Source organism: Desulfofundulus sp. JL263-se (genome assembly GCF_056316025.1).
Genome location: NZ_CM149993.1, coordinates 1,882,655 through 1,906,170 on the forward strand (window position 1 = coordinate 1,882,655; position 23,516 = coordinate 1,906,170).

The window sequence follows — 23,516 nt, forward strand, 5'->3', positions numbered from 1 at the left end:
AAAATCTTGAAATATAGTGCAGCAACCAGATTAAAAAAGCTCTAAGCAGATATCAATTAAAAATTGGCTCAAACAGGTATTAATCAGGTTTGAACGAACCTGAAAAATAGTGTAAATTTTAAAAAAGGAGTTGACTCACAGTGGAAATTAATAAGCAAATCGGCACACAAATTTATGTGCTCAGGAAAAAGAAAAATTTAACACAATCAGAACTTGCTTCCAGAATAGAGGTTTCTCCGACATTAATTTCCCATATAGAGCGTGGAAAGGTAAACCCCTCCATTAAAACACTTAACAAGATCGCAATTGTTTTAGGTTGTTCAGTTAATATAATTCTTCATCCAGAAAGCGAGGTGTCTCCATGCCCCGACACCACATCTTCGTCTACGTCGGCCCCGTGAAACATTTGTTGGAAGCGGTGAGAGAGTGGATCTGGCTGAACACCCACTAAGAAAGTGAAACCCCGTGCCCACGCAAGTTCTAATTCTCCCCGGCCAGCCCGCGAGGGAACCGGAAAACGAAAAAACGAGGCAGATCAAGGAAAAGTTACTGTCGTTATCCGCATTAATCGCGGAGCAGAAGCGGCTCACCCGGAAGCAAAAAATAGCCGCAGACGAAGTCCGCGGCCAGATACAAGAAATCGAAGCAGAAACATTATACCAGATTAAAACGGCGACAAACAACGCATACCACAGGAAATAAGGAGGCGCAAACCTATGATTGGCTGGGTTGCCTGTTGCCAGTGTGTCAGTGAAGATGATATGCAAAATTGTTTCGGGTTTCAAGATAAATGGGACTGTGCCGGGAACCGTAATGCCCGGTGTCCCAAATGCAAGACAAAGTTAGAGCACCGCGAAAACGAGTACGGTATTCCAGAAGAAATCAGGTGTCCAAACGGCTGCGATTTAAGGAAGCATGTTCCTGATCCGTTTGAATATACAGAGATATCTTTTTAATGGACCGTGAAGCAGCTGTCCACATTTATGAAAGACTATCGTTACCCGCATTAATCGCGGAGCAGAAGCGGCTCGCCCGGGAGCAAAAAACAGCCGCAGACGAAGTCTGCGGCCAGATACAAGAAATCGAAGCCAAACAATTTGAGGCAGAAACAGAGGCCGGCCAGCTGGCTGACGAGTTCCGGGCCTGGAAAACCATAGCCGAGCTGACGGTGGCGGAACTGACCGCCGTGAAAAATTAAGTGAAAAGGAGCGATGTACATTGCAAAAACAAAACCTTGCGGTGGCGGAGTCCCCCAAAAAATTCGAGCTGGCAGTGCTGGACGGCGCCGGCCAGGGAAACCTGGAGGAGCTTATAAAGGAAAACTTCGGGGACGTGGAAATTACCTCCATTTTTGACCGGGTTAAATTCCCCACCGGCGGCGCGCTGAATTTCGAGATCCCCGGGGAAGACCCGGAAAACCCGGTCCTGGTGCCCGAAATCACCGGGGTAATTATCGACCACCACCGGGTAAACGCGTACTGGCCCGGTGAATTCACCGGGGAAGGCAACCCGCCGCAATGCTACGCCCACGACGGCATTAACGGCGTGGGGAACCCCGGCGGCCTTTGCGCCGCGTGCCCCTACAACAAGCCCGGCTCCAAGGGCGAAAAGCGAAAGGCCTGTAAAAATATGTGGAAGCTATACGTCCTGACTTCAGGGGAATTCTTCCCCATAGAGTTAACCCTGCCGCCTACGTCCTTGGGCGCCTTTTACCGGTTTCTCAAAGCTTTCACGTTCCGCAACCGCCTGAGGCTCCACCAGGCCGTGGTGAAGATCGGCCTGAGGCGGGTCAAGAACGCGAACAACATCCCGTACGCAGAGGCCACTTTCGGCGTGACCCAGAAGCTCCCGGACGAAGCTTATACCCGGGTCAGGGCGTACGCCGAAGCCCTCAAGCCAATATTGCGGAAACCTCCTGCGGTGCAGGCGGACGTAGACGAAGAAACAGTGACGGTGAACGAAACCACGCCGGGAGAAAACGAAGCTTCTGAAGAAATCCCGTTCTAATCAAAAAAACGGGGGGCCGGGTTTTTTCCGCCCGGCCTCCTGAGGCGAGCCCCGAAAAAAAAACTGAAGTTGACCAGTTGACCAGTGTTGACCAGTCTAAAAAAGCAGACTGGTCAACTCCGCAAAACCAGTAATGGCGCGGGTTTGAAGGCGGAGTTGACCAGTTGACCAGTCAAAAATCGATTTTTGATTCACCGGGGGTACCGCTATGAAAAAATGGGACTTCTATACCAGAGAGGGGAAAATCTGGGCAATAAGCGACAACGAAGGACCTCAGTGCATCTGTACGGTACCGGTAAACATAACCAGGATAGAAATCGATGAAGAGCGGGGAAAACAGTGGTACGTGGCCCTCCTCGGAGAGCCGGTAAACCGGGAAGTGCGGAGCCCGGCGGAAAAAGGAAGCATGGGGCTTGCCCTCGCGGTGATGGCCGCCGGGGCGTGGGGAGACCCGAAATTACTGGCACAATACTTCTACGATGAAATGATAGAAAGGTGGCGTCACCTTTTTCTTACTGCACAGAGAATAAAAGAAGATGACGACCCGGAGGCCGCCTCAGTGTACGAGGGTTTTTGGGAATGGGTTGATAACAATATCGACAATTTCGGGGCGGAATACGGCATTGGAGACTGGGGCTTTGTTCTCGAACAGGACAACTGCCGTACCGCGGTAGTATGGATCTCTTCATTCGCAAAATTTTTTGCTGACTTCGGGATCAGGAAAAAGTCCGAAAGAGAGGCGGTTCTCCGGTTCTGGAAAAAGAAAGGGTGGCTCGGAGGGCTGAAAAATGAAAAATTCAGCACGTCTGCCCTTCCGGATGGCCGCTTTCAAACCCGGGCCTGGGACAAGATCTTTAAGAGGGTAAGAAGGGCCTATGCAGTATGTCTGCCGGGCCCCGGAGAAATTGACCAGTTAACCAGTGTTAACCAGTCTGCTTCTTTAGACTGGTTAACTCCGCAAACCCAGTAATGACGCGGGTTTGAAGGTGGAGTTAACCAGTTAACCAGTCGTTTTTTAACTTTTTCATAAAACAGTCCCCAGCCGCGAAAAAAGTTAAAAAAGGGGAACGAAAATGGGATGGTATCCAAAAAAAAGAAAAACCAGGGGCAGAAAAATATCAAAGGAGCGGAACAAGTTTTCTTCAGTCCAACCAAGGCTCTCTAAATTTGCTCACTGGCTGGCGTCTCTGATAGCCGCCGCTGAGAAACGCGACCCGGAACTCCAGCGCCTTAAAAAAGCCCTTGCTGCCTTGCCGAAAGTAAAAGAAGTCGAGCCCCTGAGCCTGGTTGATGTTGAACATTCCTGGCGAATGGATGTAACCATGGGGCGTTCGACCAGCTACTACGCTATTGAGGAGGAAGTGCTCCTGGCCGACCTCCCCCGCGTGGCGGCTTCCCACAACCGGGCGGTGGCCGAGGCCGAGATCGAGCGCCGCCGCCGGGAGTTAGCATGGGAAGTGGCCCAAAAATTCTGGCCCATTTGGGCCCTTGATGAAAAGGAGCGCCAGGCCGTGCTGGCCATAGCGGGAATTGGACCGCCCCTACCCCCGGGGCCGGCATGTTTACCCCTGGAAACGGCAGCCCGGTACAGGGCGGTAGTAAAACAGCCCCAGGTAGACGGTGACGACTGGGAGCCGGACCCTGAAGTCCTGGAGGCCATGGAAGGTTGGAAGGCATTGTTCTCGGAGGAAGACCTGCACCGCATGGCCGTAGCCGAGGCAGGGTCGGGCGGAAAGCTGGAAAAGGGGCGGAAATTGAACGTAATGTATGGGTCAACGGGAATGGATCAGGGGGCTTTTTCTTTCGCTACGCGAGGGGAAGGATAATCTATTTCATTCCGCCGTTCCGTTCCGCGCGAACCCCTTAGGTGCGCGGTTGGAACGGAACGGCCACAGGTCATCTAAGGAGCTGGAAACAATGCGACCTGAACTTTCTTTCCCCAAGGATAAAACCTCCAAGTTAATCCCTCTTCCTGAAAATTTTGAAGAACTTAGACTTGGAGGCCCGGAGATGCCCAGACTGGAGAAGAATTACCGGCAAGCAAACAAGCGCCAAAGTGTCACCGTGAAAGCTTTCGCTGAATCCCCGGCGTCATTCCGGGCTGGAGATCCCTATGCCAGGCCGTTCACAAAAGAGGAGGCCCGGCGGGTGTTGACAAATCTCGGCATTAAGGAAGCAGAAGTTTTCGGCACGTACCTTTCCGGCACACCTCACCAGGACTATTACGAGCCCCAGGGCCGGTGCCAGGTAATTATGGCCCGGATTTTTGACCGGGAAATACATCTCTACCTTCGTTACTGCCACCGGGGGCGCCGGGAAGGATGGCGAATATCCAAAGCTTTCGCGGTTAATTAGTGAGACTGACGTATGTTTGCTTTTATCCCACGCCTAAAAGCGTGGGTTTTCTCGTGCGGGTTTTGTAGTTTTCCGGAAAGGAGACTTTTCCTTGTGGACACCAAACTATTTTTGGAACGCAACATGGCCAGGGATGCGGTTATATTCAGCCCGTTGAAAGCCCCGGAAAAAGGCAAGGCGGAACTGCCGGACGGGCAAACAATCGACGTCCTGGGCTGGAAGGATAAATCGCGGAGCTTTTTCGTCCCCGTCCTCTTGACCGATGTCCTGCGGGAGATGAAAAGCCTCACCCGGTGTGTGTACGCGGCAGTGGTCACTCTTTTCCTTGAACGCCCGGAAATTCTGGGGCCTGCCCGTGAACCGAAGGCAGGGGTGGTGAAAACCAGTCTTCGGGAAATCTGCCGCCGCTTGGGCCTGTCAGCGGGAAAAAACCTGAACCGGATAGCCGCTTCGCTCACTACACTGGAAATGTGGCATGTACGCAACTACGAAATGGTCACCGTCGACGGTAAGGGAAAACTCAAAGAAAAGCACCAGCTTGAGCTGTTCACCCTGCTGGCCTACGTAAAATTTGCCTGGGAGACGGACGAAGAACACAGGTGCAGGAAGGCCCTGATTAAACTGCCGACGGACACGGGCAAGGAGTTCGAGGAGATGAAGCGCAGGTTTATGCCCAGGCGGCCGCCGAGGCTCGCGCTGGGCTCCGAAAGCGTAGAGATCCATATCCCCCCGCCGGTCGCGAGGGCGCTCTTAAGCGACACCCCGAAGGCCAGGATACCGCTGGCGGTGCTGGTTGAGGCCCGGAAAAAACCGCGGCTGGAAGAAGCGATCCTCAACGTGGCGTTCTACCTGGCGGGGGCCGACCCCGGAAGGAAGAAGAACCATACGGTCCACTTGAAGCACGAATTCTTGTTCAAACTGACGCGGCTGAAGAAGGAACGCCCCAGGCGGGACAGGGAGAGGGTTGAAAAAATATTAACTCTCCTGAAACATGCCGGGGTGGTGGGGAGCTGGTCTCTCGAAAAGGGAGTGTACCATATCTGCCTGCACGCGGAAGAAGACAGCTGCCAGCAGGAGAACAAAGATTCTTAAGAACAGCTGTTCCGGTGCTCACCAATAGCCCGGGGGGTGCTCACCAATAGCCACAAACCTGCTCACCTATAGCCACAAACGTGCTCACCTATAGCCACAAACGTGCTCACCTATAGCCACATTCGCACCCTCTCAGCCCTACAGCACCAAGGCCTCCCGGCCCCTTAAAGACTTTAAAGACTTAAAAGACTTTAAAGGGGCGCAAGGCCCCCTTTAAAGCGGGGGCCTTGCGCTCTTTAAAAAAATATCCTTGTTTCGCCGTGCCGGCACCTGTTAAGGAAGAAACTGGTATAAAACGGCTGTTCTTCTTGTGCCGCCGCGAAGTTGTATATATTACCTGATTAACCAGTTAATGGATTAACGCATTTCATTTCCCCGCTTCCCGTCTCTACGGGCAGCGGTTGACATAGATGCGGCTCCCGGTCTCGGCTGCGGGGCCGCCACACTGGAAAGAAAGGCTGGATGTCCCTGTGTTTTCTTTCCCCGCCCAGCAATTCATAGATGCAGAGCTCGAAGCCCGCGTTCTGTCGGCGCTGGCCGGGGCCGGGCAGGAAAAGTTCTTCGAACTGGTAGACCTACTGCCCCCGGCGGCTTTCCCCGCGCACCGGGAGGCGTATTCATCTTTGCTGGACGCCTTCACCAGGGACGAGCCGCCCCCCGCCGTGCCCGGGGTCGAACTGCCCCCGGATTTCGACCTCGACGAGGCGGCGCGCGAGCTGGCCGAACTGGCCAGGAAGCGCCTGGTTGCCGAGGCCCTGGCCAGGACGTGGGCGGAATTGCCGGCGAAGCCCGCCGACGATATATTCAACGACCTCCGGGAGGCCCTTGCCCGGGCGGAGCAGTCGGTCAGGGAGCTTGAGGCCGGGCGGCTTGTGTTCGCCGCCGACCCCGGCCTGGCAGGCGAGGTTCTTTCATGGGTGGCGGAGTGCCGCAGGGCAAGGGAAGAGACGGGCCGCGCGGTGCTTTACCCGCCTACGGGCATGCCGGGCCTGGACAGGAAGCTCTCCGGCGTGGCCCCCGGCCTCTGGACGCTCCTGGGCGCACCGGGCACCGGCAAAACTTTTTTCGCGCTTCACCTGGCCGTGCAGTTCCTCCGGCAAAAAGATACGGCGGTGCTCTTCGTCAGCTACGAGGAGCCTCCCCAGAGGTTAGTGCTGAAAGCCTGGTGCAACTATGCCGGGCTGAAGTGGGACGATTACCCCGCCGGGTACGGGGACTTCGCCGCGTTACAGAAAGCGGCGCAGGACTTCGCCCCGCTGGGCGGGAGGATGGCGGTGCTTGACGCCACCCGGGGGGCGGGGAATATTACGTGCGCACATATCCGGGCGAAAGCGGCGGCGGTGAAAGCCCGGACGAAAGCCAAACACCTGATGGTGGTGGTAGATTACCTTCAACTCATGGCGAACACCGCCGCTGGAAACGTGCAGGACAGGGCCTACCAGGACGCAGTGCGGCACCGCATCGGGTATGTGATCGCGGGACTGCGGGAAATCAGCAACCGCCTGAACGCCACGGTAATAGCCATTTCAGCCATGAACCGGGCCAGTTACAAGGACGCTGGGAGCATGGCGGCGGCCCGGGAAAGCTCAGACGTGGAGTACTCGGCGGACGTGATGCTGAGGCTCCAGGGAGCAGAATCCGGGGAAAAGGCGGAAGGAGACAGCAAAGAAGTTACAGGGTCAAGCCGGGAACGACGCGTGGAGCTGCATATCCTGAAAAACAGGGTGACCGGCCAGACCGGCGTAGTCCCCCTGGTGGTGCTGACCTCCAAGAGCCGTTTTGGGGAGGTAACGGAAATTGACGAAGCAGGTGAACCCAATTTTTGACGCCGCGCTGGATTACCTGGCCCGCGGCTGGAACATAATCCCCCTCAGGCAGGATAAACGCCCCGCCCTGACCTCCTGGCAGGAGTTCCAGTCACGCAGGGTCACGGAGGCCGAAGCCCGCGCATGGTTTTCCCGCCCGGCGAACAACATCGGCGTCGTCACCGGAGAGGTCAGCGGCCTGGTAGTGGTTGACCTGGACGGGGATTCCGCAGTACAGGCCGTCCGCGAGCGCGGCGGGCTGCCGCCGACACCTTGTGTAATAACGGGCAAAGGGTACCATTACTACCTTGCCCACCCGGGGCGCCCGGTGGCCAATGCCGCCGGCCTGGCCGGGGTGGCGGGCCTGGATATCAGGGGCGACGGGGGCTACGTGGTGGCGCCGCCGTCGGTCCACCCCAGCGGCAGGCGGTACCGGTGGGCCAGAGGGCGCAGTCCCGGCGACCTGCCCCCCGCACCGTGCCCCGAATGGCTCCTGGATCTCCTTGCCGACCGGGGGCGCCGCGGCAGGGAGACAGCCCGCGGCCCCGGAAAGACGCAGGAACCGGGTTGGGTGGAAGAGCTCCTGGCCGGCGTCCCGGAAGGCATGCGGGACGACGCCTGCACCCGGCTGGCCGGGCATTTCCTCGGGAAGGGCCTCCCGGAGGGCGAGGTGCTGGCCCTTCTTCTGGCCTGGAATTTGCGGAACCGGCCGCCCCTACCTGAAAAAGAAGTCCGGAAATGTGTCCGGAGCGTAGCCCGGCGGGAATCGAAAAAGCCGGCGCGAACACCGCCGGGCGGGCCGGTTTTCGTGCCCCCGGACTGGGACGGCGGGACGGCGGTGCTCACTGCCGACTGGCAAATTGCCCGGAATGCGGCTCGGCGGGGCAAGGCGGCGGTAGTTCTCCGCCGGGATGGGAGCCTCCCGGATGGCGCCGGAGATGTGCTGGCCCGGGCCAGGGACATTAAAACGGCGGGGCTGGATAAAAAGGCGGTATCCCGCCTGGCCTGGCTTATATACCCCTTCCGGGCCGGAAAGCAGGTTTATATGGGAGATTCTGTAGACGCCGGGATGACGGAGAAGTGGGAAACATTACGGAGAAAAGCGGCGTCCCGGAGGGAGGCGCCGCCCGCTGCGCCCAACGTCCCGGCGACTTTCCGGCAACCAGAGCCGCCTGGAGAACAAACACCCACCGTGGTAAGTGAAGATGCACCTTCCCGCTTTGAGCTGGAAGCCTGGGCCAGCCGGTACCGCCCGGACCTCCTGGCTGAAGTCCGGGCCGCCGAAAAACAGTGCGAGGCGGCTTACTGGTGGGCCGAGGCGGGTTACCCTGAGGAACTGCGCCGGGCCGGGGCCGCGCTTGACAGCGCGCTTCAGCGGGTTAGGGCTGCCATGTCCCAGGCGCGCGAGAATACCTCAAAAAACGTCGAAAATTCGCCCAGAGTGGTTTCATATTCGCAAGGGGATTATCGGGCCTCAGAGGGCGCTGTGCAAAGCCAGGAAAAGGATTCCAACAGCGGCCCTGCCCCTGGTTTTTCCCCCTCCCGGCAAGAGGGTGGTTTTCATTTTACCGAAGGCATTTTCGACGGTTTCGAGCAGGTGTGGGACTTGCCGCCGGCAAAAGCACAGGTACTGGAGGCGCAGTTCGACCGGCTCGGCCCGGTGCTCCTCAGGGTCGCCGGCAAATGGCGGGGTGGCGTTGTCAAGAAAAGAAGGCAAAAGGCCCCCAAAATCCCGGATGCTGTGGTTGCGGAGATAAGCCGCATAGAGGCCGAAGCCCTGGCGGCGGGATGGGCGCGCGAAGAACTCTGGGAATCGAAACTCTGGGCAATCACGCCAAACGGCGTGAACCGGTGCGGCCTGGCGGCGGTTCTCCACCCCGGGGATGAGGTAGTTGAGGTGACCGGTGAGCGCATATCTATCAGGAGAAAGTCCGGAGTAGAGCAAAACTTTTGGAAACCGGGAGCTGGTGCGCGTGTTAGCTCTACGCCCTTACCAGAAGGAATGTCTTGAAAAAATTGATGGCGCCAGGAAGCGCGGCGTTTTCCGCCCCCTGGTGGTGCACCCCACCGGAGCAGGAAAAACCGTAATTATGTCCAGCCTGATCAAAAAAACTTTTGGAAAAAATCCAGATGTGCGCACTCTTGTCCTGGCCCACCGCGAAGAACTGATTCAGCAAGCGCGGGACAAGCTTTTAACGATCTGGCCGGACGCCGCCCCGCTCATTGGCGTGGTAAAGGCCTCGCATAACGAGGTGGATTCGAAAATTACCGTAGCTTCCGTTCAGTCCCTTTGCCGGGAGGCGCGGCTGAAGGCTTACATACGGCACGGCCTGCCGGAACTGGTGGTAACGGACGAGGCGCACCACGCCGCGGCCCGCACATATATGCGCATTTACGAGGCCCTTTCCCTCCTTCCCGGCCAGGATACCGGCGGGCGCATGCACCTGGGGGTGACCGCCACTCCCGACCGATTGGACAAAGTGGGCCTAAAACACGTATTTGATGAAGTGGTGCATGCCCTGACCATCGGCTACTTGACTGAACTGGGCTACCTCGTTCCCGCCCGCGGCGTGCTTGTTAACGTCGGGGTAGACCTGGACGCGGCGAGCGTTAATCAGAAAACCGGGGATTTTACCGATAATTCGCTGGCGAAGGTTATGGAGTCGCCGGAAGTGTTAGAAGCCATAGCGCGGGCATGGGTCGAAAAAGGAGAGAATCGCCTTACTGTTGCGTTCACGCCCTCGGTCAAGATGGCGGTGGACCTCGCCGAAGCGTTGCGCGGGATGGGTGTCGCGGCGGAGGCCGTGTCGGGTGAGACTCCGGAAGCGGAGCGGCGCGAAATATTACGGCGCTTCGCGGACGGGGATATCCGTGTAGTGACAAATGCCCAGGTACTCACAGAGGGGTTTGACGTCCCGGAAGTCTCGTGCATCCTCATGGCCCGCCCCACGAAGTCGCGCGCCCTTTACCAACAAGCTGCGGGCCGTGGGCTGCGCCCCGCCCCGTGGGCCGGCAAGGCCGACTGCCTTGTCCTGGATGTAGTTGGAAACAGTGAGCGGCACAAACTAATTACTCTGGCCTCCCTGGATGGCCGGGATTTGCCCGAAGAGAAAGAGCGGAAGACAGGAGAGGGAAGCAGTGAAAGGGAGTCCCGCAACATTACCCTTTACGCCGGCGTGGAAAAAACCGTAGGACTTCTGACCGGCTTCGGCTGGGTTAAAGTGATGAACGGCATGGCACTTTACGCTTCCGATGTTAACGTAGCCCTCCTTGTGTACCGGAAAAACGGCGTTTGGCGCGCGGTCCGCAAGGATTTCAATAAAGAAGGCATGGCCGGTGTAAAAGTCCTGGCTGAAGGTCCCGACCGGGGGTACGTGTTCGGCGCGGCGGAGAACGAAGCGGCCAGGATAGGGAGTCCCAAGCTCTTGCGTGATGACGCCGGGTGGCGCAGTTTGCCTCCGAGCGAGGGGCAGCTGAAATTGATATCCAGGTTTATGGCAAAAAAAGGTCTGAAAAACTTTAACCCGCCAGAAACGCGCGGTGAGGCGTCAGACCTCATTACGGCCTGGAAACTTCACGAAATGCTTAAAGCGCCTACTGCGAGGCAGAAATATTTTTTAAAACAGGCCGGCGCGTGGGAGGAAGGGCTTACCAGATACGAGGCGTCTAGAAGAATAGCGCGTTTGAAGCAGGTGATTGGGTGATAAAAAAGACAGAGGCGTGAGCAGCATACTTGATTAGATAGATAGCACAGGGGGTAAGCGTATGGATATTTTTTCTACTATTTTGGGGATAGCTGTAGGAGTGCCGGTTTTAGCTTTGCTGTTTCTGTTCGTATCAGTTTTGGTTTTCTCCATTCCTTTGTTTCTCATTGCCCGAAAAATCCGTCCTGAAATTACTTTAAACATTCGGAGACAGAAAATACCCGAACAAAAAGATAAAAAACAGGAGAGTCAAATATAATGTTTCACAACGGGTGACGTAGATCCCAAAAAATGGACACTAAATTGGACAGGCCTCCTTCCTTTTGATAAAACAATACTAAGGAAGGTGGAACCAAACCATGGGTAAAAAGAAGCGCAAATTCACCCCGCAGGAAAAACTCGAGATCGTCCTTGAAGGCATGAGAGGTGACACCTCGGTAGCCGAAATATGCCGCCGCTACGGGATCTACCACTCGGACTACTACCGCTGGCGGGAAAAGGTAATGGACGGTGCCATTGCTAGCCTCAAAGAAAATGGAAAGAAAAAGAACGACCCTGAAATAAAAAGCCTCAAAGAGGAAAAAGAACGTCTTGAAAAAGCCCTCCTTGAACTGACCATAGAGAACCAGCTGCTTAAAAAAAACGGGATCTAGGCTTGCCTCATGACCTGAAAGGGCATTGGATATCTCCTGAACAGCAGCAAGAACTAATAGAAATCATTGAAAATACCCCCTGGCCGGCAGCCAGGACATGCCGGGTACTGGGGCTTAACCCCGACCGCTGCTACCGCTGGCGCAAGCGTATGGAAGAAGGCAGCCCGGTGGCCGGCAAAAAGCCCCTGCGCCCCCATGCCCTGCTGCCCGAGGAAAAAGACAAAATCATCAAATACGCTTTAAAGACGGAATATCGCCACCGCAAGTTGGCTTACGACCTGCGCCGCAAGAACATAGCTCATGTATCCTCGTCCAGCGTATACCGGGTTTTAAAAGAGGCCAACTTGATAGCGGCCTACAATCCGCCGAAAAAGCCTGTCCAAAAGCGCGAGATAAAAGCTGACGGTCCCAACCAGGTATGGAGGATTGATATCACCTACATTCCAATAGCCGGTGGATACGGCTACCTCATATCCGTGCTGGACAGCTACAGCCGGTATATTGTAAATGCAGAGCTGCGCGCCACTATGACCACCGGCGACGTGAAAAAGACAGTGGACGGGGCCCTAGCCAAGGAAGGCCTCATAACGTCAGAAAACAAGCCATTACTTGTCTCCGACAACGGCACCCAGCTGGTGTCCAAGAGCTTTAAGAAGTTCCTCAAAGACCTGGGCATCAGGCATATACGCACCGCCTACCGGCACCCGGAGAGCAACGGGCGGATAGAGGTTTTCCACAAAACCCTTAAGTACGAGTGCGTTTACCTCAAGGAAACATACCCTAACCTTTTGGCTGCCAGGCAAGACATTGAATCATTTATTCATTTTTACAACCATGAGAGGCTGCACCAGGGTATTGGTTTTGTGACACCTTACGAGAGGTACACAGGCCGGGATAAGGCCATTAAAAAGAGGTATAAAGAACAGCTGCAAATGGCCTGTGAGCGCAGGAAAGAATTGAACAGGCAGAGATATCAAAAAATGCGCTCCCTTTCGGCGGCCTAGTCAAAGGCATATTCCCTGGTGAGCCCCTGAGGTAAAAACCCATGTTAGCAGGCGGCGCCGCAAGGGTAGCCTTGACAGCCGGGACCCCCGCATGTGGTACAATGGATGGACCGGCGGGGTATGAGGTAATGTGCTGGCATATTCCCCGGAGCCGCCCCGTCGGCATTAAATGAAATACCACATGCGGGGTGGATGTCAAGGCCGCCGCTCCTCCGGGAAACTGGAAGGGGTTTGCCTGCCTAGTTTAGTGTTTTGTTATGGGAATCTACTTGATTTTTCAGAAACAGTGCATCAAAATGTTAACTTTGACGTAGATGCCTTTATGAATATTTAATGATTTGGGCAGGCAGTCAGAGGCGGCAACCGGGCGGTTTGCTTGAGGCAGAGGGAGAGGGGTAGATGAGGATATACTTCAGCGGGGCGGATAGGCCCAACGCCATCCATATCCTGGCGCGGGCCGGGGCCCGGCGGGTGATGGTGAGTTTTGCGGAACCGCCCTCCGCAAGGTGCTGGGAGTTGTACCGGAGATATGGGTTTGAAGTTATAGCCGACAGCGGAGCTTTCAGTATGTGGAGGCGTGGGGCCCGCGTGTGCCTCCACGAGTACATGGACTGGCTGGCGGGGCACGGGATAAAGAAATACTTCAACCTGGACGTTGTGGGGGATCCGGCTGCCACCGCGGCCAACCAGGCGGCCATGGAGGCGGCTGGGTTCTCGCCGATGCCGGTGTTTCATTACGGCGAGCCGTGGGACCTGCTCCGGCAGCTTGTGCGCAGGTATCCTTTGGTCGGTCTCGGCGGAACTGTCGGGTTGCCCTTGCGGGTAAAGGAAATGTGGTTCGCCCAGGTGTTCACGGCCTGCCCGGGAGGTCACTTCCACGCCCTGGGTATCGCCCGGGAAGGGTTAATTCGACAATTTCCTTTTGCAAGTGCCGACACTACGTGGTGGCTTTGCAAGTTTACAAAAGAACGGAGATTGGCGCCGGCTAGCAGAAAAGAGGAACAATTAGCGCGTGTAAGATACATGATAAATCTTGAGAGCGCTCCCAGGACGGGATTTCAGGGGGCGCTTCCTTTTTGAGGAGGGTTTTTTAGCGATGTCTATTTCCATCTGGAAGCAGACCTGCCAAACATGCTATAAGGCAGTAAGGCGCAAAGGCCGGGTGATAGGGTGCCAGGTCCTTAAGAGCAGGAAGTACCCATTTGAGCGGTACGGTAAGTGCTGGGCTTATACTGATGACCCGGCCTGGCAGCGAAAGGTAGCGCAGGCAGTTGAAAGATATAAGTCCCAGCCAGCAAAGGAGAGTGCCTGATGCTCTGGCGCACACACCTGGCAATGGGCCTGGCCGCCGGGTACATGGTTGCCGGGCCCGATCCGGTATCTCTTACAGCAGCAGGCATAGCGGCGCTTTTGCCCGACTTCGACCACCCGGGGAGCTACGCCGGGCGCCGGGCCCCCGTGCTATCTACGGTGGTGCGGGTAAGTTTCGGGCACTGCGGGGTGGTGCACGGCCTGGTTGCGGCTAATGAGAACCGCCAAGGAAGTCTATGTCTAGGGGGATTTGGGGAATGTTCTATTAAGAACTTTGAATGATTTTTACAGAACTTGCAATTAGGTTGACAAATGGTATAATATTTTATAAAAATGTAAACCTTCCTCAAAGAAAGGAGGGATGTAATGAGCATTGGTGAGCGTATCAAATCCGCGCGTACCGCTGCCGGTTTCAGCATGCGTGAATTGGCGAGGCGCGCTGGTATCAGCCCCCAAGCTATTTCGAAGTACGAACGTGGAATAAATGTGCCCAGTTCAGCTGTATTATTGCGGTTGGCGCAGGCATTAGATAAAAAAGTGGAATATTTTTTACGCCCAATTAACGTGACGCTTTCCGTGCCGCAATATCGTAAGTTCAAGTCAATGTCGAAAAAAAGTGAATTAATTTTACAAGGACGGGTCCAGGATTGGCTTGAGCGATATTTGGAAGTAGAAAAATTTTTTCCCCGCAAACGCATTCCCCATTTCGTTATACCGCAGGGTTTGAATACTCAGGTAAAAACATTGAGTGATGTAGAGCGCGTGGCACAGGAACTGCGGGAGGCCTGGAACTTAGGACTGGATCCGATAGAAAATCTGGTTGAATTGCTTGAAGACAAGGGCATTAAAATTGGGTGGATAGAAGGAGATTCAAAATTTGACGCCTGTGTATTGATAGCAAATGACCGGATTCCTGTTATCGTGGTAAAGAAAGATTTGCCGGGAGATCGGCAGCGGTTCAATGTGGCTCATGAACTGGGTCATTTGGTACTGCAGCCGGCAGGTGCGGTCGATAAAGAAAAAGCTGCTCACCGGTTTGCTGGGGCATTTCTCGTACCAGAACCGCTTGTGCGCTTTGAATTAGGTGAAAAAAGGAGCAAATTAAGCCTGTACGAATTGCATTTATTGAAACACAAATACGGAATCAGTATGCAGGCATGGATTTACCGGGCAAAAGACTTGGGAATAATATCAGCTCAAGCAGCGGCACAAATATTTAAAAATTTCCGTGTTAAAGGCTGGCATTATCAAGAGCCAGGTGACCAGCTGCCTCCAGAAGTCCCGACACGTTTTCAAAGGCTGATTATACAGGCTTTGCAAGAAGATCTTATTTCTGAAACACGTGCATCGGAACTGTTGGGCAAGCCTTTGAGCAAGTTATGGGAGGAGGTTGCCGCGCATCATAATGGCTTCCCGGCTCATATTTGTGACTGATACGAATATTTGGATTGATTTGTACTGCGGTAAGATTCTCAAGCCAGTTTTCCAATTGCCTTTGAGATTTGTTGCCCCTGATGTCATTGTTATGGAATTGGAAGAGCCTAAGGGGAATGATTTGCTCAAGTTGGGTTTGGTAAAAAAAGAAATGCCGGGAAGTCTGGTAGTTCAAGTGGCTGCCTTGGCTCAAAAATATCGAAAACCTTCCATCAATGACCTTTTTGCATTGGTATTGGCTAAAGAACTAACTGTGAAGCCTCTCCCGCCTACGCTTCGCTGAGAGGCGGGAGCTTCCTGGTTCATCGACCGCAGCCGCATGGGTCTTACGCAATCTCCGCAGGCGTGAGTTCGGGTGCTTCCAGCCCTACTGAAGCAATGAAAACTTAACCTGCTCTTTGCAGTATCACCATTGCCGAAACCACATCTCGGTCAGCAATCAGGCCGCATACTGGGCACTTATGCACCCGGACGCTCAGGTCCTTGGGTACATGAGCACCGCACACGCAGGTCTGGGACGTACCACCGGGCGGGACTTTTACAAATGTCTTACCGTATTTTAAGCACTTGTATTCCAGGTAGTCCACAAACTTGCCCCAACCGGCATCGGCAATGCTCTTGCTTAAATGGCGATTTTTAATCATGTTCTTAACAGCTAAGTCTTCCACGGCAATTAAATCATATTTTTTGACTATGTCGTAGGAAGTCTTGTGCAGGAAGTCTCTGCGCTGGTTAGCAATTTTATCGTGCAGCCTGGTCACTTTAGCTTTAACCTTCCCTCGGTTGTTTGAACCTTTCTTCTTGCGGGAAAGCCGCCTTTGCAACCGGGCCAGTTTCTTCTCGGATTTGCGAAAGTATTTGGGGTTGTCGATTTTACTGCCGTCGGAAAGCGCGGCAAAGGTTAATAACCCAACGTCAATACCAACTTTGTTTATAATTTCTACTGCCTCGGTTTCTTGAATTTCCGAGGTAAGATTAACGTACCACTTGCCGTTGTGGTATTTAATATTGATCCGGCTGACCTTTGCCGGATCAAATGCAAAGTGCGCTTTCATTTTAACGTACCCTATCTTCGGTAAGTAAATATAGCCCGACTTTTTAAAATGGTTCTGCTTATCCGCTTGTGGGTAGGTGAAAGAACGATAATGATAACGGTCTTTATAGTGGGGATACCCGGCCAGCCCCTTGAAAAATCGGTCAAACGCACTATCCAACCTTTGCAGGCAGTCCTGTAATACCTGGGCGTTAACTTGTTTATATTCCGGCAATTCTTTTTTTAACGCCGGCAGTTCATTTTTTTGTGAAGTGCAGGAAGGCGATTTACCTCTTTGCCGGTAGCAGATTTCCCTTTGTTTCAGGGCTGCGTTATACAGCTTGCGGCAAAGGGTGAGAGTTTGGAATAACTTCTGCTCCTGCTCTTTGGTCGGTTTAATGCGGAACCGGTGGACGATTATCATCTCTTCTCACCCTGAGACTCGATGTATTTTTTAATTACTTCAGTCGGTGCTCCCCCGGTGGTTAAGAGACAAAAACTACGGGACCAGAAATACTCTTTCCAGAGATATTTCCTGATTTCCGGAAACTCTTTCTTAACTAGCCGGGATGAGGCACTTTTAAAGGCGTTGATATATTTGGACAAGGCGCTGTTGGGATGGGCACTAAAAAGTATGTGTACGTGATCATGGTCGTGGTTGAATTCCAAAAATGTAATGTTGTAGTTTGGTGCGATATATTCGCCGATTTCCCTGATCCGTTCCGCAATTTGTTTGTTGATCACTTTTCGGCGGTACTTGACTACCAGGACAAGATGATAAGTTAACTTAAACACTGAATGGTAATTGCTATCCAGTTTCATAATTATATCAACACTTTCATTAATTAGTTACTGATTATATTATACAGTAACTTTTAGCAAACAACAAACAAATTGCCAGGCTTTATAGCCTGGCCGCCCATTCACTACCCGCCTGTAGAGGCGGGTGTCCTCTGGGCGGATTTCGATAGAATTGCTTACCGGCGACAAAAATCTCCGGAAAGCGGCTGCAGCGGAAGGAGTTAAAGTACGCGGCACATTATGGTTATTAGATGAGATGGTACGCATTCAAATAATTTCACCATATCAAGCTGCAGCTGCCTTGTTAGAAATGCTAAAAAAAGGCCGGCGATTACCTAAAAAAGAATGTGAAAAACGTATAAAAGCATGGAGTAGTTGATTGACAGGGAACTGATCATATGTATCAGTTTTTTTTTGATCTTGGATGTTCCACTTTTCTGACGAACAGAGAAAACAAAAAACTTGGTTTGAGGAAATTTTGGGGCAAAGGAAGGGATACAATGCAAATCCAAGTCAACGGCGACATCGCACAAGAACAAGTTGACGAAATAGTGGCCCAGGAAGTTGAATCATTCCGAAAACAGGGCAAAAATGTGGCGAGAATTACGCTGACCGTTGATGGTGAAGAAATCGAGGTCCGCACCGTTGAGAAGTCCCCCATCCGCCGTGTGCGCCGGATTACCGGTTACCTGGCCGAGGTGGACAACTGGAACAGTGCAAAAAAGGCGGAGCTGCGAGACCGGGTGGTGCACCTGAATCTTTCGAAGTCTCTGGATGCTTTCAAGGAGACCGGCATCACCCTTCGTGTGAACGGCCTTTACTATGAATCAGTGGTCGACGGCCCCGGCCTCCGGGACGTACTCTTTGTTCAGGGTTGCCCGCACCGCTGCCCGGGGTGCCACAATCCGGGTAGCTGGGATTTCAGCGGCGGCACTGAAGTAGACGTTGCCGAGGTAAAGGCCGCAATTCCATCGAGTCCTATTATCCGGGGAGTGACTTTTTCCGGCGGCGAGCCTTTCTGCCAGGCCGCCCCGCTGGTTGAAATAGCCCGGCACATCAAAAACCTGGGACTGGATTTGTGGGTCTACACGGGGTACACGTGGGAAGAGTTGATCAACAACCCAAATCCCGAAGTCCACGAATTGTTAACACTTACTGATGTTGTAGTGGACGGGCGGTTTGTCCAGGCTCAGGCCGACAAGTCGCTTCCCTTTCGCGGGTCGGCGAACCAGCGGATCATCGACGCGCAGCGCACCTTGAAGAAAGGACGGGTCGTGCTCTGGAAATTGCCGGATACTTGCGCAGGGTTGTCACTTCCGGAGTCGTACGTCCGGCTCCATCAAGGTAAGGAGCTGCAGGGCAGTGCAGAAAAGAAGCGCGATTTACAAGGGGCAGGCTAACCGTGGCCGTGCTCTGGAAGATTTGATTATCACGGCCAATGAACATTACCGCGCCCGGAAAAAGGCAGTCATTCACAAAGTCCCCACTGAGTGGCTGCCTATTCGCGGGCATAAGGGAAAAATTATTTCGGCAAAAGTAGAGAAAAAGGCGGCCGTGGACTTTCTGGGCCACGTCCTCCTGCCTTCCGGCCCACTCCCTCTGGCTTTTGATGCCAAAGAAGTCAACAGGGGCCTTCGTTGGTCACTGTCAAAACTGGAGCCCCACCAATTTGAGTTCTTGAAAGACTGCGCCGCAACCGGCGCTTTTTCATTTGTTCTGTTAGGTTTCTGGGAGGTGGAAAGGTTCTTCGTCCTGCCCTTCCCGGAACTGGAGAAGCGCTGGACATCGTGGAAGAGTAAGACCGGCCCGGCATCAGTGCGAGCCGGAGAAGAGGGGTTGGTGGAAGTGAGGTTTTTGGAGTACTTAGATTTTCTAACTTTCCCGTTGGGAAGTCCCCTCCCGTAGGGTGGGGATGAAAAGTCGATAAGAACAGAAAGGGGTTAAAAAATTAATGCTCGGTAACGAACTCAAAGACCACCGGCAAACTAAATATAGACCCATATTCGCCCCCTCCCGGAGAAGCCGTTCCGGAATAGCTTCTCCGGCAGGAGCGTCCCGCCGCGGGAAAACCGGTGTATTTCACACCCGGGTAGCCGCCTCCTCCGACCCGGAGAAAGTGGCCGGCTCCCTCGCGAAGGCGCTGGCCGGGGGGCGTGACGTTGAGGTGACCGCCTCCGGAGAGCCCGCGCTGGCCAGGCTCCTCCTGGCCCTGGGGCTGGCCCAGGCATTTACTTTGAAAAACGGGGGAGATGCCCGGGTAAAGGTAGGGGATGTGGACCTGGGCAGGGGTCCCGTTGCCGTCCTGCTGACGGGGGAGTTCTCGAGGCACTCCCCCGGCCGCGGTAAAAGTTCCGCGTAGCGGGGAGGTGAACCGGTATGTCCGGGTGCGGTAGGGGCCGCAACGGCGAGTCTCTCCAGCTATCCCTGGATTTCGGCCCCATGTGGCCCACCCCCGAACCTGCCCCCGCTCCGGATACGGGGCCCCCTTGCGAAATCGCGCCCTTTCCCGGCACCGGGGACCTCTGCCCCGAGTTCCGCCTGGTGTCCCCGGACGACATCCAGGCTGACCCGCTCCAGCCGCGGCGTAATTTTTCTCAAAAGGGCCTCTTGGAGCTAGCCGCGAGCATCGCCCGGGTGGGGCTGATAGAGCCGTTGGTTGTTGAGGAGAACGCTAAGACGGGGAGGCCGTACATCATTATCGCCGGGGAGCGCCGCCACCGGGCCATGCTCCTCGGGCGGCAGCGCTGGCCCGGCAACCCCCATTTCAAGGCGGCCCGGTGCCTGGTGTACCCGCCGCTCCCCGGGGAGGTGCGCGCGGCGTTTCAGCTGGAGGAAAACTCCCGGCGGGCGTCGCTGACCCCGTATGAAATGGCTGCCGGGCTTTACCGCGCCCGGCTGGCAATGACAAAAAACGGGGGTGCTCCTTCCTGGGACGACGTACTTTCAGTACTGGGAATTTCTCCGGGAAAGGGGATCAGAAAATGGCTTCGCTAACCGTTTGCGACTGTGACAACTGCCAGTTTTACAGCTTCTGCGGGGGGTGCCACCCGGAGTGTAATTACGCCGGGTGCGCCAGACCGTGTTCGTCTTGCTCGGTGCGCTGCCGCCGCCGGGAGGACGTTGACCTGTGGCTAAAAGACGTAGGCGGCACCCTTGACTTGAATATACCCAAATTGCATTGGCCGCCCCTCCCGGAGGGCCTGCCTCCAGTAATCCCCGAAATGGACGGCTACCGCATGGCCGAGTACGACGCCGCGGCGGACTGGCCCGCGTATGCCGTGGGAGCTTCCCGGGTGTTCTCAAAAACGGGCAGGGGGCTTCGCCCGAGGTGGCGCGGCCGCACGGCCCGCGATGTGCTGGGCCTGCCGCACGGCAAAAAGGTTGTGCTCCACATGTTTGGTCCCGACGAGCTGATCGAGCGAATCTGGACCGAGCAGTTCCGCTCTCGCCTCTGGGAGCGGGTGGCGGAGGCGGGCTTCGACCTGGTCCTGGGGCCGAACTACAGCGTTTACGGCGAGCACCCGCGCTTCGAGCATATGATTAACATGCGGCGCAGCCTCCTCGCGGCCGTGCGGCTCGCATCCCTGAGCGTCCCGGTCGCGCCCAACGTGTACTGGTGGACGAAAAGGGATCTGGAGCGCTGGTGCGACTGCATAGAGGACTTGGGAATCCCCGCCGTGGCCGTCAACGTCCAAACTTACCAAACGAAAAAAGACTGGGCGTTTATGATTGCCGGACTTGAGTATTTGGGACAGAAACTCGGGGCTAGGGTGACCGTATTTCTTAACGGCCTTTCCCGCCCGGACAGAATCATTACGTCCGGAAAGGTACTGCCCCGGGTGGTTTTTGTGAGCCGGGAAATCCAGGCACGAGCTCAGCACGGGAGGCTCTTAGGAGCAAAGAAGAATGAGTATGAGTACGGGAAGGCTTCAGAACTGTTCAAAAGAAATATTGAACTTTTTTACAAAAATCTCTCTCCAACCTTGACAATGTAGTGCAAGCATGATATAATGCAAGCATGAAATAAGGTTTGGAGGAATTATGTATGTCAGAGAAGGTCAAAGCTATCCAGGTACGGCTCACCGAGGACGACTGGCGGTTTATCCGCCGCCTGGCGGTTGACAGGGACACAACTATCTCAGAAATTTTTCGGAACTACATAGCTTACCTCCGGCGCGGCGGGAAACTTGTCGGGTTCACTGAACGGGAAAGAAGGTAATATTTTGGCCGCAAAGAGAAAAACTTTACGCGTTGACTTCCACACCCACCCCCTGGCGGACCGCTACTACTGCAGCTTCACTTCGCCCCGCGTGCCGGCGCAGCGGGACGCCGATGACATTACGGAATTTCTGGCTGCGGCGGCGAAGCGGGATATCGATGCAGTTGCGGTCACCGACCACGACTGTGCCGCTTCGGGGTGGTTCGCGAAAAGGGTGGCGGAGCAGGCGGGACTTGATATCATCGTTATTCCCGGTGTAGAGCTTACCACTAACTGGAACGGCTGGCGGGCCCACGTACTGGCCTATAATATCAGGGAGGACTTGCCGCCCAACACATTAACCCCGTGGGACGCGGTGGAAGAAGTCCACGCCCGGGGCGGGGTGGCGGTGCTGGCCCACCCGGCAAGAGAGGGGGAGCGCGGGCCGGAGATTTTTCTCCGGTGCCTTGAGGCGGGGCTGGACGGGGTTGAAGTGCGGAACCGGATGAACGGGAATTTTGACGCCGCGCGGTGGCTCGGGAGGCGTTCAAGGTGGCGGGAGAGGTTCGTGCTGCAGACCGCCGGTACGGATTGGCACTGGTACGGGATGACAAGGTTTTTGGACGTCTGGTGCCTGGATAGATACGCTGCTGAGGTGCCGGTGACATGGCTGGTCGAAAAAGGGTTGGTTTTGCCGGAAGAGGCGGAGGCGGCATTGGAGCGGAAAGCAAAGCGGCGGAGAAAAAGAAGGGCAAGAAAAAAAGAGACAGCAGTTGAGCCGCTTTGGGGCGCGGAAGACGACCCCTGGTGGTGGGGGCTGGATGAAATTATGCCGGAAGGGAGTAGATATGGTGCCGAAATGCTATATAAGTAAGCACGAGCGGGACGAAATTCTTTATTTGACTGACCAGGTACTTTCTCCCATGCCCCCCCGGTTAAGGACTTTTGTGCACACTGAGAAGTGTTACGGCAGCAAATGTAAAAAGAAATGCGCTGAGCCAAAGGTATTTGTCGCTATCCAAATCCAGGGATGCATTCCTTTGGAAGCTCTGGACAAGATTACCGAGGGGCAGGTCGCTGCCGAGGTGGAAAAGACGCTGGCCGGGCTGTTCAAGGTTCAGGAGAACGCGCCGGTGGAAGAGAAGGTGAGTGCCAGATGACCAGTAATTTAGCCGGCAAAATCAGGGGCGGATTGTACGGCGTCGCAGTGGGAGACGCTTTGGGCGCCACCCTGGAATTTATGGGTAAAGAGGAAATCCGCGCACGTTACAGCGAGCTTCGCGACATCGTGGGGGGCGGGTGGTTAAATCTCCAGCCCGGGGAGTGGACGGACGACACTGAGATGACGCTGGCCGTCGCCGAAGGTGTTATGAAAGATCCAGAAAGTCCCGTCCCGCACATCGGCGAAGCCTTCCTCCGCTGGCGGGCCACGAACCCGCCGGACATCGGGAGCACGACCCGCGCGGTATTCCACACCTACGGCCGCCTGAAGGACTGGCACCGGGCGGCGGAGGAAGTCCACGCCCGCACGGGGATGACCGCCGGCAACGGGGCGCTCATGCGGACGCTCCCCCTGGCGTTCGTTTATGAAGAAGACGCGGACCTCTACATGCGGACGATGGAGATCGCTAGGATGACCCACTGGGACCCGGAAGCCGGGCTGACATGCTTCTTGTATTGTCTAATTGCACAGCGATTTATTAATGGTGCGGAGGATCCATTAGCGGCCTTTGAGGAGGCACGGGTTGGTTTTTTCGAGACGGTGCCGCCATCCATGCGGGAACCAGCAGAGAAAATTGTTGCCCGGGTTGAAAACCTGTCAGGAAAGGCCGAAGGAGAGCTGCGCCCTACCGGCTACACCTTGGATACGCTGGGGTGTGCCTTGTGGGCTGTGCTCACGAGAATTTCTTTTGAAGATGCCGTGGTGACCGCCGTCAACCTGGGCGGGGATGCCGATACAGTGGGGGCGGTCACTGGCGGTCTGGCCGGGGTTTTGCACGGCTACGAAGCAATTCCGCAACGGTGGTTGGAGAAATTCAACGATAAACAGAGGGACAGGCTGGATAAAGCGGCGGCCGGCCTGGTTCAATTGGCGCGGAAGCAAGAAAGGAGGTAGTAC

The 23,516-nt window shown here is 55.1% G+C and carries 32 protein-coding genes; 30 read left to right on the forward strand and 2 right to left on the reverse strand.

The genetic code is table 11. From position 1 onward, the window contains the following. Positions 1 to 140: 140 nt before the first annotated feature. From ACX4JR_RS09605 to ACX4JR_RS09700, 20 genes are all read left to right on the forward strand, one after another. Positions 141 to 401, forward strand: coding sequence for a helix-turn-helix domain-containing protein (locus tag ACX4JR_RS09605; protein ID WP_476057852.1), 261 nt, complete (start codon positions 141 to 143; stop codon positions 399 to 401). A gap of 64 nt (positions 402 to 465) precedes the next feature. Then, entirely contained in the window at positions 466 to 702 is a 237-nt protein-coding gene (locus ACX4JR_RS09610; RefSeq protein ID WP_476057853.1) for a hypothetical protein, read from the forward strand. Positions 703 to 716: 14 nt separating this feature from the next. Then, the gene (locus ACX4JR_RS09615; RefSeq protein ID WP_476057854.1) at positions 717 to 956 is read left to right on the forward strand and encodes a hypothetical protein; all 240 of its coding nucleotides are present in this window, start codon (positions 717 to 719) and stop codon (positions 954 to 956) included. Then, positions 956 to 1,198 (forward strand): hypothetical protein, encoded by a 243-nt coding sequence (locus ACX4JR_RS09620; RefSeq protein ID WP_476057855.1) that lies wholly within the window; start codon positions 956 to 958, stop codon positions 1,196 to 1,198. Before ACX4JR_RS09615 ends, ACX4JR_RS09620 begins: the two co-directional genes overlap by 1 nt. Positions 1,199 to 1,218: 20 nt before the next feature. Continuing rightward, complete coding sequence (locus ACX4JR_RS09625; protein WP_476057856.1) at positions 1,219 to 2,007, forward strand: hypothetical protein; 789 nt, start codon at positions 1,219 to 1,221, stop codon at positions 2,005 to 2,007. 208 nt (positions 2,008 to 2,215) lie between these two features. After that, the gene (locus tag ACX4JR_RS09630) at positions 2,216 to 2,977 is read left to right on the forward strand and encodes a hypothetical protein (RefSeq protein WP_476057857.1); all 762 of its coding nucleotides are present in this window, start codon (positions 2,216 to 2,218) and stop codon (positions 2,975 to 2,977) included. A 103-nt stretch (positions 2,978 to 3,080) separates the two neighbouring features. Further along, positions 3,081 to 3,833, forward strand: a complete 753-nt coding sequence (locus ACX4JR_RS09635) for a hypothetical protein (RefSeq protein ID WP_476057858.1) — start codon at positions 3,081 to 3,083, stop codon at positions 3,831 to 3,833. 91 nt (positions 3,834 to 3,924) lie between these two features. Beyond that, positions 3,925 to 4,362 (forward strand): hypothetical protein, encoded by a 438-nt coding sequence (locus ACX4JR_RS09640; protein WP_476057859.1) that lies wholly within the window; start codon positions 3,925 to 3,927, stop codon positions 4,360 to 4,362. Positions 4,363 to 4,455: 93 nt separating this feature from the next. Next, a complete protein-coding gene (locus ACX4JR_RS09645; RefSeq protein WP_476057860.1) occupies positions 4,456 to 5,454 on the forward strand; it encodes a hypothetical protein in 999 nt (332 codons plus the stop codon). Between the two features lie 410 nt (positions 5,455 to 5,864). Continuing rightward, entirely contained in the window at positions 5,865 to 7,280 is a 1,416-nt protein-coding gene (locus ACX4JR_RS09650) for a DnaB-like helicase C-terminal domain-containing protein (protein WP_476057861.1), read from the forward strand. Continuing rightward, positions 7,252 to 9,270, forward strand: a complete 2,019-nt coding sequence (locus tag ACX4JR_RS09655; protein WP_476057862.1) for a bifunctional DNA primase/polymerase — start codon at positions 7,252 to 7,254, stop codon at positions 9,268 to 9,270. The genes ACX4JR_RS09650 and ACX4JR_RS09655 overlap by 29 nt, the downstream gene beginning before the upstream one ends. Then, the gene (locus ACX4JR_RS09660) at positions 9,233 to 10,963 is read left to right on the forward strand and encodes a DEAD/DEAH box helicase (protein WP_476057863.1); all 1,731 of its coding nucleotides are present in this window, start codon (positions 9,233 to 9,235) and stop codon (positions 10,961 to 10,963) included. The genes ACX4JR_RS09655 and ACX4JR_RS09660 overlap by 38 nt, the downstream gene beginning before the upstream one ends. A 61-nt stretch (positions 10,964 to 11,024) precedes the next feature. Continuing rightward, positions 11,025 to 11,222 (forward strand): hypothetical protein, encoded by a 198-nt coding sequence (locus ACX4JR_RS09665; RefSeq protein WP_476057864.1) that lies wholly within the window; start codon positions 11,025 to 11,027, stop codon positions 11,220 to 11,222. A 100-nt stretch (positions 11,223 to 11,322) separates the two neighbouring features. Beyond that, positions 11,323 to 11,616: a transposase gene (locus ACX4JR_RS09670; protein ID WP_476057865.1), complete on the forward strand. Its 294-nt coding sequence runs from the start codon at positions 11,323 to 11,325 to the stop codon at positions 11,614 to 11,616. A gap of 2 nt (positions 11,617 to 11,618) precedes the next feature. Next, positions 11,619 to 12,620 (forward strand): IS3 family transposase, encoded by a 1,002-nt coding sequence (locus ACX4JR_RS09675; RefSeq protein ID WP_476057866.1) that lies wholly within the window; start codon positions 11,619 to 11,621, stop codon positions 12,618 to 12,620. A 399-nt stretch (positions 12,621 to 13,019) separates the two neighbouring features. Further along, positions 13,020 to 13,700, forward strand: coding sequence for a hypothetical protein (locus tag ACX4JR_RS09680; protein WP_476057867.1), 681 nt, complete (start codon positions 13,020 to 13,022; stop codon positions 13,698 to 13,700). A gap of 16 nt (positions 13,701 to 13,716) precedes the next feature. After that, on the forward strand, positions 13,717 to 13,932 hold the full coding sequence (locus tag ACX4JR_RS09685; RefSeq protein WP_476057868.1) for a hypothetical protein: 216 nt from the start codon (positions 13,717 to 13,719) through the stop codon (positions 13,930 to 13,932). Next, on the forward strand, positions 13,932 to 14,213 hold the full coding sequence (locus ACX4JR_RS09690; RefSeq protein WP_476057869.1) for a metal-dependent hydrolase: 282 nt from the start codon (positions 13,932 to 13,934) through the stop codon (positions 14,211 to 14,213). Before ACX4JR_RS09685 ends, ACX4JR_RS09690 begins: the two co-directional genes overlap by 1 nt. An 84-nt stretch (positions 14,214 to 14,297) precedes the next feature. Further along, on the forward strand, positions 14,298 to 15,365 hold the full coding sequence (locus ACX4JR_RS09695) for a helix-turn-helix domain-containing protein (protein WP_476057870.1): 1,068 nt from the start codon (positions 14,298 to 14,300) through the stop codon (positions 15,363 to 15,365). Beyond that, positions 15,358 to 15,648, forward strand: coding sequence for a PIN domain-containing protein (locus tag ACX4JR_RS09700; RefSeq protein WP_476057871.1), 291 nt, complete (start codon positions 15,358 to 15,360; stop codon positions 15,646 to 15,648). Before ACX4JR_RS09695 ends, ACX4JR_RS09700 begins: the two co-directional genes overlap by 8 nt. 103 nt (positions 15,649 to 15,751) lie before the next feature. On the opposite strand, the gene ACX4JR_RS09705 is transcribed toward ACX4JR_RS09700, so the two are convergent. Together ACX4JR_RS09705 and tnpA are read right to left on the reverse strand one after the other, a co-directional pair. Next, entirely contained in the window at positions 15,752 to 16,822 is a 1,071-nt protein-coding gene (locus ACX4JR_RS09705) for an RNA-guided endonuclease InsQ/TnpB family protein (protein ID WP_476057872.1), read from the reverse strand. After that, complete coding sequence (tnpA, locus tag ACX4JR_RS09710) at positions 16,819 to 17,220, reverse strand: IS200/IS605 family transposase (RefSeq protein WP_476057873.1); 402 nt, start codon at positions 17,218 to 17,220, stop codon at positions 16,819 to 16,821. The genes ACX4JR_RS09705 and tnpA overlap by 4 nt, the downstream gene beginning before the upstream one ends. A gap of 151 nt (positions 17,221 to 17,371) precedes the next feature. On the opposite strand from tnpA, the gene ACX4JR_RS09715 reads away from it, so the two are divergent. From ACX4JR_RS09715 to ACX4JR_RS09760, 10 genes are all read left to right on the forward strand, one after another. Then, positions 17,372 to 17,578: a PIN domain-containing protein gene (locus ACX4JR_RS09715; RefSeq protein ID WP_476057874.1), complete on the forward strand. Its 207-nt coding sequence runs from the start codon at positions 17,372 to 17,374 to the stop codon at positions 17,576 to 17,578. A gap of 121 nt (positions 17,579 to 17,699) precedes the next feature. After that, on the forward strand, positions 17,700 to 18,599 hold the full coding sequence (gene nrdG, locus ACX4JR_RS09720; protein WP_476057875.1) for an anaerobic ribonucleoside-triphosphate reductase activating protein: 900 nt from the start codon (positions 17,700 to 17,702) through the stop codon (positions 18,597 to 18,599). Next, entirely contained in the window at positions 18,562 to 19,104 is a 543-nt protein-coding gene (locus ACX4JR_RS09725; RefSeq protein WP_476057876.1) for a Holliday junction resolvase RecU, read from the forward strand. The genes nrdG and ACX4JR_RS09725 overlap by 38 nt, the downstream gene beginning before the upstream one ends. A gap of 46 nt (positions 19,105 to 19,150) precedes the next feature. After that, positions 19,151 to 19,558 (forward strand): stage V sporulation protein S, encoded by a 408-nt coding sequence (locus tag ACX4JR_RS09730; RefSeq protein ID WP_476057877.1) that lies wholly within the window; start codon positions 19,151 to 19,153, stop codon positions 19,556 to 19,558. A 17-nt stretch (positions 19,559 to 19,575) separates the two neighbouring features. Then, on the forward strand, positions 19,576 to 20,193 hold the full coding sequence (locus ACX4JR_RS09735; RefSeq protein ID WP_476057878.1) for a ParB/RepB/Spo0J family partition protein: 618 nt from the start codon (positions 19,576 to 19,578) through the stop codon (positions 20,191 to 20,193). Then, positions 20,181 to 21,194: a DUF4417 domain-containing protein gene (locus ACX4JR_RS09740; RefSeq protein ID WP_476057879.1), complete on the forward strand. Its 1,014-nt coding sequence runs from the start codon at positions 20,181 to 20,183 to the stop codon at positions 21,192 to 21,194. Before ACX4JR_RS09735 ends, ACX4JR_RS09740 begins: the two co-directional genes overlap by 13 nt. A 50-nt stretch (positions 21,195 to 21,244) precedes the next feature. Further along, positions 21,245 to 21,418 carry a hypothetical protein gene (locus ACX4JR_RS09745; protein ID WP_476057880.1) on the forward strand — a complete coding sequence of 58 codons (174 nt, stop codon included), beginning with the start codon at positions 21,245 to 21,247 and terminating at the stop codon, positions 21,416 to 21,418. Positions 21,419 to 21,422: 4 nt separating this feature from the next. Further along, positions 21,423 to 22,271, forward strand: a complete 849-nt coding sequence (locus ACX4JR_RS09750; protein ID WP_476057881.1) for a PHP domain-containing protein — start codon at positions 21,423 to 21,425, stop codon at positions 22,269 to 22,271. Next, positions 22,219 to 22,557: a hypothetical protein gene (locus ACX4JR_RS09755; RefSeq protein WP_476057882.1), complete on the forward strand. Its 339-nt coding sequence runs from the start codon at positions 22,219 to 22,221 to the stop codon at positions 22,555 to 22,557. The genes ACX4JR_RS09750 and ACX4JR_RS09755 overlap by 53 nt, the downstream gene beginning before the upstream one ends. After that, on the forward strand, positions 22,554 to 23,513 hold the full coding sequence (locus ACX4JR_RS09760; protein ID WP_476057883.1) for an ADP-ribosylglycohydrolase family protein: 960 nt from the start codon (positions 22,554 to 22,556) through the stop codon (positions 23,511 to 23,513). Before ACX4JR_RS09755 ends, ACX4JR_RS09760 begins: the two co-directional genes overlap by 4 nt. The last annotated feature ends 3 nt before the right edge of the window (positions 23,514 to 23,516 follow it).